The sequence below is a fragment of the Microcystis sp. M_QC_C_20170808_M3Col genome (assembly GCF_007095505.1).
Classification (GTDB): Bacteria; Cyanobacteriota; Cyanobacteriia; order Cyanobacteriales; family Microcystaceae; genus Microcystis.
On sequence record NZ_SFBY01000290.1, the window covers coordinates 1 to 11,044 of the forward strand.

11 protein-coding genes, 1 pseudogene and 1 riboswitch are annotated in these 11,044 nt (G+C 41.6%); of the genes and pseudogenes, 4 read left to right on the forward strand and 8 right to left on the reverse strand.

Annotated features, from left to right (window positions below):
- Positions 1 to 159 precede the first annotated feature (159 nt).
- The 3 genes from EWV84_RS13065 to EWV84_RS13075 all read left to right on the forward strand — a co-directional run bounded on the left by EWV84_RS13065 (position 160) and on the right by EWV84_RS13075 (position 1,833).
- Positions 160 to 942 carry an endonuclease/exonuclease/phosphatase family protein gene (locus EWV84_RS13065; RefSeq protein WP_287078325.1) on the forward strand — a complete coding sequence of 261 codons (783 nt, stop codon included), beginning with the start codon at positions 160 to 162 and terminating at the stop codon, positions 940 to 942.
- Positions 943 to 1,306: 364 nt separating this feature from the next.
- Positions 1,307 to 1,543 carry a CsbD family protein gene (locus EWV84_RS13070; protein WP_052278120.1) on the forward strand — a complete coding sequence of 79 codons (237 nt, stop codon included), beginning with the start codon at positions 1,307 to 1,309 and terminating at the stop codon, positions 1,541 to 1,543.
- A 14-nt stretch (positions 1,544 to 1,557) separates the two neighbouring features.
- Positions 1,558 to 1,833, forward strand: coding sequence for a GlsB/YeaQ/YmgE family stress response membrane protein (locus tag EWV84_RS13075; RefSeq protein ID WP_502692617.1), 276 nt, complete (start codon positions 1,558 to 1,560; stop codon positions 1,831 to 1,833).
- A gap of 16 nt (positions 1,834 to 1,849) precedes the next feature.
- On the opposite strand, the gene pyrR is transcribed toward EWV84_RS13075, so the two are convergent.
- On the reverse strand, positions 1,850 to 2,383 hold the full coding sequence (pyrR, locus tag EWV84_RS13080) for a bifunctional pyr operon transcriptional regulator/uracil phosphoribosyltransferase PyrR (RefSeq protein ID WP_286825799.1): 534 nt from the start codon (positions 2,381 to 2,383) through the stop codon (positions 1,850 to 1,852).
- Positions 2,384 to 2,504: 121 nt separating this feature from the next.
- On the opposite strand from pyrR, the gene EWV84_RS13085 reads away from it, so the two are divergent.
- Entirely contained in the window at positions 2,505 to 3,890 is a 1,386-nt protein-coding gene (locus tag EWV84_RS13085) for an amidase (RefSeq protein ID WP_287078326.1), read from the forward strand.
- On the opposite strand, the gene EWV84_RS13090 is transcribed toward EWV84_RS13085, so the two are convergent.
- From EWV84_RS13090 to metK, 7 genes and pseudogenes are all read right to left on the reverse strand, one after another.
- A complete protein-coding gene (locus tag EWV84_RS13090; protein WP_158201055.1) occupies positions 3,882 to 4,718 on the reverse strand; it encodes an energy-coupling factor ABC transporter ATP-binding protein in 837 nt (278 codons plus the stop codon). The two genes, EWV84_RS13085 and EWV84_RS13090, sit on opposite strands and share 9 nt — an antisense overlap.
- A 1-nt stretch (position 4,719) precedes the next feature.
- Positions 4,720 to 5,517: a cobalt ECF transporter T component CbiQ gene (gene cbiQ, locus EWV84_RS13095; RefSeq protein ID WP_287078327.1), complete on the reverse strand. Its 798-nt coding sequence runs from the start codon at positions 5,515 to 5,517 to the stop codon at positions 4,720 to 4,722.
- Positions 5,518 to 5,522: 5 nt separating this feature from the next.
- On the reverse strand, positions 5,523 to 5,837 hold the full coding sequence (locus tag EWV84_RS13100; RefSeq protein WP_287078328.1) for an energy-coupling factor ABC transporter substrate-binding protein: 315 nt from the start codon (positions 5,835 to 5,837) through the stop codon (positions 5,523 to 5,525).
- A 9-nt stretch (positions 5,838 to 5,846) separates the two neighbouring features.
- Positions 5,847 to 6,593, reverse strand: coding sequence for an energy-coupling factor ABC transporter permease (locus tag EWV84_RS13105; protein ID WP_287078329.1), 747 nt, complete (start codon positions 6,591 to 6,593; stop codon positions 5,847 to 5,849).
- 23 nt (positions 6,594 to 6,616) lie between these two features.
- Positions 6,617 to 6,764: riboswitch (cobalamin riboswitch) on the reverse strand.
- 81 nt (positions 6,765 to 6,845) lie between these two features.
- Positions 6,846 to 6,974, reverse strand: a complete 129-nt coding sequence (locus EWV84_RS13110) for a hypothetical protein (RefSeq protein ID WP_287078330.1) — start codon at positions 6,972 to 6,974, stop codon at positions 6,846 to 6,848.
- A 10-nt stretch (positions 6,975 to 6,984) separates the two neighbouring features.
- Positions 6,985 to 8,803 (reverse strand): annotated as a pseudogene (locus tag EWV84_RS13115) (dipeptide ABC transporter ATP-binding protein).
- Between the two features lie 546 nt (positions 8,804 to 9,349).
- Positions 9,350 to 10,600 (reverse strand): methionine adenosyltransferase, encoded by a 1,251-nt coding sequence (gene metK / locus EWV84_RS13120; protein ID WP_287078331.1) that lies wholly within the window; start codon positions 10,598 to 10,600, stop codon positions 9,350 to 9,352.
- Positions 10,601 to 11,044: the final 444 nt, after the last annotated feature.

An 11,044-nucleotide genomic window follows, 5' to 3' on the forward strand; every position in this document is an offset into this window, starting at 1 on the left:
ACTTCCCCACTTCCCCACTTCCCCACTTCCCCACTTCCCCACTTCCCCACTTCCCCACTTCCCCACTTCCCCACTTCCCACTTCCCCACTTCCCCACTTCCCCACTTCCCCACTTCCCACTTCCCACTTCCTATTCCCTTCCTCATTCTCCATTTTCCTATGAAACTAACAGCAATGTCCTTTAATATTCGCTACGATAAACCCGATCCCGATGAGCGTAATTGGCGAGTAAGAAGGGAAGCAGTAGCGGCTTTAATTGCTCACTATTCTCCCGATATAATTGGTACTCAGGAAGCTCGCGCTAATCAATTATTGGATCTACACCGTTTATTGCCAAAATACCAAAGCTTAGGCAGCGATCGCAGGGGGACAGGATTAGATGAACATTGTGCGATTTTATATCAACCAAGTCGGTTAAAATGTTTAGAAATATACGAATTTTGGCTATCGGAAACTCCCGATATTATTGGCAGTATCACTGAAGCTTGGGGTAATCCTTATCCCCGCATGGTAACAGGTGCTAAATTTCGCACTCTTGAGGGGCAAACTTTGCAGTTTTATAGCACCCATCTCGATTACTATAGCGACAAAGCTAAGGACTTAGGGGCTAAGTGCATACAAGAGCATTTTTGTCAACTAGATTTAACAAAAGATTACCTATTTTTAACGGGTGATTTTAATGTTAATTCTCAGCAATTACCCCGTCAGATTTTAACTCAACCTCTCCAGTCAGAAATTAAATTAAAGGACGCTTTAGCAGATTTGGAATTAGCCGAACAAATGAGCTTTAATAATTACACTGATAACCCTTATTTAGCCATCGATACAATTTATTATGATAGCCGTTTGCAGTTAGATTGGGCAAAAGTCGATCGTTCTCGTTGGTTGAATCTTATTCCTTCCGATCATTATCCCGTAATTGCTGCTTTTACCTTGCCCTAAAAATAGATTATTTTTGTATTTAGCAAATATATAGAGGCTGAAAGCTTCAGCAGGCTCTGGTGATTCGATGGTTAAATTTGTTCAGTTTTTTAAACGGCAAAAAAATTAACAATAAGCGCAGGGCTGGCCAGATATACATCTCTCTCAATGGCGAAACCAATAATAATTATAGCGTTTCTGAGTCACAAGAGGTACATTGCCGATCCTGAGCAGCTTAATCAGCAAAGGTTTAAGTGTGCCGCACATATGCGAGAACCGCTATATTCCCAAAAACTTAAGATTTATTTACGTTTTTAAAGGGCAGTAATTACCGCATTTGTGTTATAATAATAACAATAACAATTTCTTAACCGAGGAAAAATTTATGAGCATCGAAGACAAAATGAAGGCTGCTGCCAAAAATGTCGAGGGGAAAGTACAATCGGCTGCTGGAGAATTAACTGGCGACGAGAAAATGAAAGCAGAAGGAGAATTAAAGCAGGTACAAGCAGCGGCAATGAACGTGGCAGCTGATGTCAAAGATAAGGCAGAAAATTTGTTGGAGGACATGAAAAACGCCGCCCAGGACGCAATCGAAAACATTAAAGACAAAATTAACTGAACGGGATTAAAATCATGATTAATGTCATTTCTTGGATAATTTTGGGCTTTATTGCTGGTGCGATCGCAAAAGCTATTTATCCCGGGCGACAGGGGGGTGGTATTTTGGCCACGACTTTGCTAGGAATTATCGGGGCTTTTGTGGGGGGAACTCTGTTAAATTTGATTCAAACTGGCAGTTTTGCCCTAGCGGGTTCTACCTTAAGCATACCGGGCATTTTTGTCGCTATTATCGGTGCGATCGTGTTTATTTTCCTCTGGGGATTAGTCACGACTTCCCGTCCTGACTAATAGTCTTAACTCCTGTTTATTTGATTAATTCCACCCCATCTTTGCCGTCAATCTCTTGTAGATAAACTTTTACCTGTTCCTCGGCTGCGGTGGGTAGTTTTTTGCCTGTAAAATCCGGGTGAATTGGTAATTCCCGATGACCACGATCAACTAACACTAATAAGCGGATTTTTTGCGGTCTGCCATACTCAATAATAGCATTGAAAGCGGCGCGGATCGTGCGACCTTTATAGATAACATCATCGACTAAAATCACAGTTTTTCCCGTGACATCTAGGGGCATTTTGGTTTTAGCAGGAGTGCGTGTTTTAATGCGATCGAGATCGTCGCGATAGAAGGTAATATCGATCGCTCCCACGGGAACTTTTACCCCTTCTAAGCTTTCAATTTGACTAGCAATTAAATTAGCTAAAGGCACTCCTCGCGTGTAGATACCGATCAAAATCAAGTTATTTAAATCGCCACTTTTTTCGATAACTTCGGAAGCTAAACGGGTAAGGGTGCGACGAATTTCGTCAGCCGAGAGAATTTCAATTAACTGTGGAGTCATAATTTTCCAAGACAAGAGGGGATAGGGGATAGGGAAATTTTTACTTCAATTTTCCTTTAAAACCATCTCTATCATTAAAGAATATAATTATTTTCACGTACCTATTTTACCTCGATCGCTCATGAGTGATGAATTATTGCCAAAATCTGCCCTAGAATTAGCCCAACTGATTCGCACTAAACAAATCTCACCCCTAGAATTAACCCATTTATACCTCGACAGAATTGAGAAATTTGACTGCCAAATTGGTAGTTTTGTCCATGTCGCTGGGGAAAGCGCCCTAGCAACCGCCAGCGCCCAAACGGAACAATTAAGTCAAATCGCCGATACTGCCGAATTACCGCCTTTTTTTGGAGTTCCCACCGCCATTAAAGACTTAAATGCCGTCGCTGGAATGCCCGTTAGTTACGGAGTCGCCGCCCTCCGGGGAAATATTGCCCAGTACGATGAAGGAATCGTCACCAGAATGAAAAGGGCGGGTTTTATCCTTCTGGGCAAAACTGCCACTTCCCAACTAGGTTCCTTTCCCTACACCGAAAATCCGGGTTTTTTGCCGACTCGTAACCCCTTCAACCGCGATTATACCGCAGGAGGTTCTAGTGGCGGGGCAGCGGCAGCTGTAGCGGCGGGTTTCTGCCCGATTGCCCAGGGTTCCGACGGTGGCGGTTCGGTGCGTACTCCGGCGGGTTGTTGCGGTTTGGTGGGGATAAAACCCAGTCGTGGGCGCGTTTCCTATGCCCCAGTGGGGGAATTTCAAAGCGGTATCGCCACTAACGGCACTCTTTCTAAGACGGTGGCAGATGGGGCGGCGCTGCTTACCGTGATTTCGGGCTATACGACGGGCGATCCCTACTGGCTACCCGATCCCGCCTTTTCTTTCCTAGAAGCCACCAAAAGAGCCGTAAAACCCCTAAGAATCGCTTTTTCTACTTCCATATCCCCCTTCGGTGAAGCGGCTTCCGTCTATAAAAATGCTGTTATCGAGACGGCTAAAAATTTAGAGGACATGGGGCATCATTTAACGGAGTATTCTCCCGATTTACAGGCTTTAATCGCTCCTTTTAGCCTTATTTGGCAAGCGGGTACAGCGGCAACAGGAATTCCGAAGGAGTTATTAAGTCCCCTTAATCAATGGTTATTAGACAATTCTGGCAGCGCTGGGGAATACCTGCAAGCAGTGCAGCAGATGCACATTATTTCGCGGCAAATTGTGGCGATGTTTGATAATTTTGATGTCTTACTTTTGCCCATTTTCCTACATCAACCCCCCAGAATTGGTGAGTGGGAAAATTTACCACCAGAAGAAGCGGTTAATAATATGATTCGTTGGATTGCCCCTTCCCCCATTGCTAATGCGAGTGGCCTACCCGCGATTGCTTTACCAACGGGAGTGGATAGTCAAGGTTTACCCGTGGGAATCCAGTTAGTGGGTAAACCTGCTGATGAAATCACTTTATTGGGATTAGCAACGCAGCTGGAAACTCAGATTTTTTCGCCTCTATTTTGACAGTAAATATTCTTGCCATTGTTCAAAGATTTTCTGGCTCATGTTACCTGTTTGTGTCGCTAAAATTCCTAGCTTTTCCACAAGTGTTAGAATGATGGGCAATCCTAGTTGTAACTTTTCTATAGTTTTTCTTTGAGCAAAAACTTCTCTGGGAGTTCCTTCAATAATTAATTGTCCGTCATCAATGACAAAAATCCAATCAGCCCAGTGATAGACAAAATCTAAATCATGACTTGCTAGGATAATTGTTGTGCCGAGTTGATGAATTTGTTCGAGATATTCTCGTAATTTTTGACTATGACGTGCATCTAGATAAGCCGTGGGTTCATCTAATAAAAGCAATGTGGGATTCATCACCATTACATCAGCAATTGAAACTTGTTTTTTTTGTCCCAAACTAAGATGATGCACTGGTTCATAAGCTAGGGGAGTTAAAGCAAATTTATCTAGGGTTGCCCACACACGGTCGATAATTTCCGAGGTAGGTAAGTCTAGATTATTTAAACCATAGGAAATATCTTCTTCCACAGTGGCTGCGACTAACTGATGCTCAGGATTTTGAAAAACTAAGCCAATTTGCTGATGTAAATTTCCCAAAAAAGAGCGGTTATATTGAAAGGGTTTTCCTTGCCAATAAATTATACCTTGCTGGGGTTGATATAAACCACTAGCTAAAAGAAATAAGGTAGTTTTTCCACAACCGTTCTGTCCGATTAAAGCATACTTTTTTCCCACGGAAATTGTAAGATCAAAATTTTTAATAGCTCGACTGGAAAGACAAGGATAACTATAGGAAACATTTTGAAATTCCAATAAATTTTGAGTCATTTTAGTTGATAACTAAGTTAAGAATAATCAATAAACTGCAACCGAATAAAGCTTCAAATATGTATCTTCTTTGAGATTGATAAGAACGGGAACTAGACATTTTTAAACTTCCTTGAAATCCTCGCGCTTCTAAACTGATAGAAATCTGACGATAATTATTAAGAGTTCGCTGGAATAACTGCCCTCCCAAAATACCAATACTTTTCATTCCTCTTGACCAACTTTGATAACCACAACGGGAATTTTGTGCTGTCCAAATTTCTTGAGCAACTTCTAGTAAGCTAAAAATAAAACGGTACATCAATAATAATAAATCTGTCAATAAAATCGGACATCGCCATTGTCTGAAAACTTGTAAGATTTCAATAAAGGGAGTGGTTAAAATTAGAAAATATAGACAATTTGTCATCGCCCAAATTCTGGGGAATAAAAACCCAACTTGCTCCATACCTGTTTGGCTAATATAGAGATACAAATAACCTAAAGAAAATCCCAGACCTTGCCAAATATCCTGCTGAATTATTGATTTTTTATCCCACGGTACACCATTAATAATAAAAGCAGGTAAACTAATTAAAGAAAACCCCAAAGGTAAAGATAACAAGCGCAGATAAGTCCTTTGGGGAATCCCCGCATAGATAGTAATTGCTATAGTCAACCAAAAACCGACGAGTAACTGCACAGGCCAAGAGGAAATTAGCGAGAGAATTAATAGAACTATCGTCAACAATAGCTTAGGATTTGGAGGCAACCAACGCAGACGATTTTTGTAAGCAAGACTATCAATTAGATGGCTCATTTCTACTAATTGCTATTCTCCTCTGTGGAGGCAGATTGTTCTTTTTCAGTCCTTCCTTTATATAGTCCGATAACAAAACCAATCACCCCCGCCCCCAAGGCGGCTTGGGATGCAAAAAGTAAACTTTCTACCTCACCACTAGGCGGTTCAAAGAAAGGTCGAAACCATGATTTATACTCAGGATTAAGTTTAGTGATTGCGGTTTCTGCTTGGTCATCAGCCCCGCTAAATTCGCCCTGCACAAAAACTAAGGGCAAAACTGCTAGAAGAATTACGGCCATAGCCAAAAGCCAATTATTTCTTAGAGAATATCGGTTCATAATTCAGCCTTACCCTTGTAATAATTTGATAGTCTCTAACTCTTTTTTTCCGTAAGACTCTAGCCAATTCCAGACCAATAATGTCAGTAATCCTTCGCTAATGGCTAGAGGAATTTGAGTCAGAGCAAAAATTCCCGCAAACTTGATAAAAGATGCCATAAACCCACCGTCAAGCGCAGGAAAGGCTAAGGCTAATTGGATAGAAGTGGTTATATAGGTGAACAAGTTTGCTAGGGCAGCGGCACAAAAAATAGCCACTCTTTGTTGTCCTGTTTTTAGAAGCAAATGATAGATACAATAGGCAACTAATGGTCCAATTATAGCCATAGAAAACATATTTGCCCCCAGAGTAGTCAACCCGCCATGAGCTAATAACAAAGCCTGAAATAATAACACTAAAGTTCCCAAAACAGTCATCGTCAAGGGACCGAACAAAATTGCTCCTAAACCTGTCCCCGTCGGATGAGAACAACTACCTGTAACCGAGGGAATTTTTAAGGCTGAGAGAACAAAAGTATAAGCACCAGCTAGGGCAAGCAATAGCTTAAGTTCGGGATGTTCTTGAGTGATACGAGTTAAAGAACGTAAGCCAAAAATGAAAAAAGGAAGCGATATTATCCACCAAAAAGCTGCCCACTGTACAGGCAAAAACCCTTCGGCAATGTGCATAGCTGCCGCTGGATTGGCTGAATTAATTAATAGATGAACAGTCAGCACCGCTATCAGAATTAAGCGGCAATATTTCTGGATATTCATTCCGTACCTCGCGGATTTGACTAGATTTGGTCGCACATTCCTCAGGCATTCTGACTAATAAGGATAATCCTTAATCACAGCTGCGGGACAGTGGCAGATTTGCACTGCGCTTTCCCTGATTACTCTAATCATTTTAGTTGGTTAGAGTTGAATGTTTCCTCAACATATCATGCTTAGGATCAAGGGAGAGAATTTATACAGGAAATCTTAACTTTTGCACTGTTAAGCATTATGAAGTTTTGTTGTTACTAATTAACTAGCGATACTTTCGGTAAATTGGGGAATGGAAGCGATAAGTTTACGGGTGTAATCACTTTGGGGAGAGTTAATAATTTGGTTAGCTGTACCCATTTCCTCAATTTTACCTTTATTCATCACCATAATGTACTAATTAACTAGCAAGACTTTCGGTAAATTGGGGAATGGAAGCGATAAGTTTACGGGTGTAATCACTTTGGGGAGAGTTAATAATTTGGTTAGCTGTACCCATTTCCTCAATTTTACCTTTATTCATCACCATAAAGATTAAATTCCTGCTGTAATTCTTTGAGTAAATTTAAGACTCCCGCTTGCACGGAAACATCCAAAGCAGAGACAGATTCATCACAGATAATAAACTGAGGATTTAAGGCTAAAGCGCGAGCAATACACACCCTTTGTCGTTGTCCTCCTGATAGTTGATGGGGATAGCGATCAAACCAATTAGGATCAAGTTTAACTCGTTCTAATAAATATTCTACTCGTTCACGTTGCTTTTGGGAATTGCCGCCGGTATGATGAATAACCAGCGGTTCTAAAATTGCTTTACCAATGGATAAACGGGGATTCAGGGAGTTGTAGGGATTCTGGAAAACTATCTGTAATTCCCGTCGCAGTAATCTTAATTTTGGATCGCTGGGGTTTAATTTAGCGAGATTTTCTCCTCGGAAATAGATATTTCCAGAAGTGGCAGGAATTAAGCGCAGAATTGTCCTTGCTAGGGTTGATTTCCCGCAGCCCGATTCACCGACTAAACCGAGGGTTTCCCCCTGTTTAACGGTAAAACTGATCTGATCTACGGCATTAAAAAAAGTCTTTAATTGCCCGAAAACTCCCTTAACTGGAAATCTAACCGATAAATTTTCTACCGATAAAATATTCTCGTGATTCTGTAAACCTTCAATTCTGCTTTCTTCCTCTTGGAGAGTAATAAATTTAACTGCCGGTGGAGTAATTTCCTGTAATTCAATAATCTTACCTTGAGAGTCTTTTTCCACTTGTAAAAAATCGCTGACGGTGGGCAATTTTTCGGGACGAGAGTTTAAGCGTGGACGACAGGCAAGTAAACCTTTTGTGTAGGGATGTTGGGGATAATTTAATACTTCTTCTTTAGTTCCCTGTTCGACAATTTCTCCTTGATACATCACGACAATTTGATCGGCAATTTCGTTAATAACTCCTAGATCATGGGAGATAAAAACCATTGACATTTCTCGATCGCTTTTACACAAATCTCGTAATAATCTTAATATTTCTGCTTGGACAGTCACATCTAAAGCGGTGGTTGGTTCATCGGCAATTAATAGAGTAGGATTACAAGAAATCGCCATGGCAATCATTACCCTTTGTAATTGTCCCCCCGATAATTCGTGAGGATAACGCTTAAGAATTACCTCTTTTTGTTCCTGAATATAAGTTCTAATTTTTTCTCTGACATGACCCTTATTTTCTAAGGGAAAAGTTTCTATATACTTCTCCTCTAACTGTTCATCACTGGGTAATAAGCGCACTTCTTGCAGTAGAGAGATTGCTTGATTTTTTGCCTGTTCAGTGCTGACTTTTTGATGCAGTAAAATCGCTTCTGTAATTTGAAACTCGATGTTATAAACTGGATTAAGAGAACTCATTGGTTCTTGGAAAATCATCGCCATTTCTCCCCCGCGATAATAACGCAATTCTTCCAGGGGAATAGATAATAAATCTACTGCTTGCATTGACTGACCTTTTGCCGGACGAAAGCAAATTTCTCCCCCGGTAATTTTTCCCGGAGAGGGAACCAGTCCCATGAGTGCGAGGGAGGTGACGGATTTTCCCGAACCCGACTCCCCCACACAACCGAGAACTTGACCTTTCTGCAAGCTAAAACTAATGTTATTAACGGCGACTGTTGTTCTTTTGTGATTAGAAAATTCAACGGTGAGATGGCGAACGTCGAGAACTTTGTTATCCATAGCTCTTTAACTGGTGAAACCTAGCATCATCTTAACCTAAGTTGTCAATTTTAACTATATAGCAGTTATCTTATTGAGATTTTTAAAGGGAAAATCTCTGCTAAAATTGGGTGTTACTTCCGATTTTATTACTTAATCCAAGCTTTTGGGGGGTTCTATCCCCCAAACCCCAGAGCGCATTAGTTTTTCTGTGAGATGCTTACAGGCAGTTGTTGATATATTTGTAACAATTTAAGAGTCACTGATAATACCTGATTGTCGGTATTTCTGCAAATGTGAGATGCTCCCCATTTTTTTAGCTACAAGAAGACCCAGAGAATAGGGAGGCTAAAGTGTTGAAAGTATCATCAATATTTAAAACTAAACCTTTTGCTGTCCGGTTATCCCATAAGAGTTAAGGATAAACACAAAGGCACAAAGAACACAAACAGAAAGACAGATTCGATTTACTGATAAATATAGCTTTTTCTGTTTAAAAACCGTCCAAAAAAGGAATAGAGCCTGAAACTCTATTCCTGAATCAAAAATTGCAGTTAATTTTTAACCCTATACCAGCGCAGAAGTCAAAGCTTCTTTGAGGATAGCGACTTTATCGGTTTGCTCCCAGGGTAAATCGAGATCATTGCGACCAAAATGACCATAAGCGGCCACCTCTTGGTAAAAACGCTCGCCTCTTTCACTGGGTAAACCGCGCAGGTTAAAGGTTTGGATAATACCGGCCGGACGGAGTTCAAAGTATTTATTGATTAAGTCCAGAATCACATCATCAGCGACTTTGCCAGTGCCAAAGGTTTCCACGAAGAGACTCACCGGACGAGCTACCCCAATCGCATAACCCACTTGAATCTCGCACTTATCGGCCAAACCAGCAGCGACGATATTTTTGGCCACATAACGGCAAGCATAGGCCGCGGAGCGATCGACTTTGGTAGGATCCTTACCGGAGAAAGCGCCGCCACCGTGACGAGAATAGCCACCGTAGGTATCGACGATAATTTTCCGTCCCGTTAATCCCGCGTCGCCTTGGGGTCCACCAATGACGAATTTTCCGGTGGGATTAACCAGATAACGGGTATTGGCATCGGGTTTAATCTCTAAATCGCTGAAGACCGGCTGTACTACCGCTTCCCAGAGATCACTTTTAATCTTTTGTTGGACGAGATCATTATCGGTGATATCGCCGATAGTAGCATCGTGTTGGGTAGAAACAAGGATAGTATCGATACCCACGGGACGACCATCTTCATAAATGACCGATACTTGCGTTTTACCGTCGGGACGCAGATAGGACAGTTCACCCGTTTTTCTGACTGCCGCTAAACGGCGAGCGATGCGGTGGGCTAAACTAATCGGTAAGGGCATAAATTCGGGGGTTTCATTGCAAGCGAAACCGAAGACAATACCCTGGTCTCCCGCACCAATTTTATCGAGTTCATCATTGCTGAGAAGTTCGCGATTTTCCTGAGCAGCCGTGACCCCCTGGGAAATATCGGGAGATTGTTCGTCTAAAGCGACTAAAACGGTGCAACTATTCGAGGAAAAGCCGTTATCTGCGTTGATATAGCCGATTTCAGCGATTTTCTTGCGAACTAAATCGACGAAATGAACCTGTGCTTTCGAGGTGATTTCACCAGTAATCAAGACTAACCCTGTATTGACAACCACTTCAGCCGCTACACGACTGTGGTCATCTTGGGATAACAGAGCATCGAGAATAGTATCGGAAATCTGGTCACAAATTTTATCGGGATGTCCCTCTGTCACCGATTCGGACGTGAACAAATAACGTTTAGACAAGTGATGTCCCTCATATGGTAGTACATTTGAACGCAAAAAGATTCCAAGAAATCTTTGATCATATAGTGTAACAGGGAATTTGTAGAGATCGAGTATGTTCAATAAGAAACCGCCCGAACATTGTCCGGACGGAGTGTGGTGTGAGGAGTGAACGGAAACTTTCGTCTCCGCTAATTCCATTGTAGATGACAACTTAGAATCTTGAGCGATTTGAAACAAACTAGCCCAAAAAATTTTTATTTCTTGAAGGGGTTGACTAATGCCCGATCCCCTTCTCGATGATGTAGCCTGATTAATAGAGGTCGCAGAGCTATACGGAAAGATTTTGACATCCTCACCGCCGTAAACGGACGGTGATTCCCAAACCTCACGATTTGGGTTTCTGCTTCTTTCCCTTGCGGGGTTCCGCACCTGCCTTAACAGATTTACTCTGTTCTGGTCTTA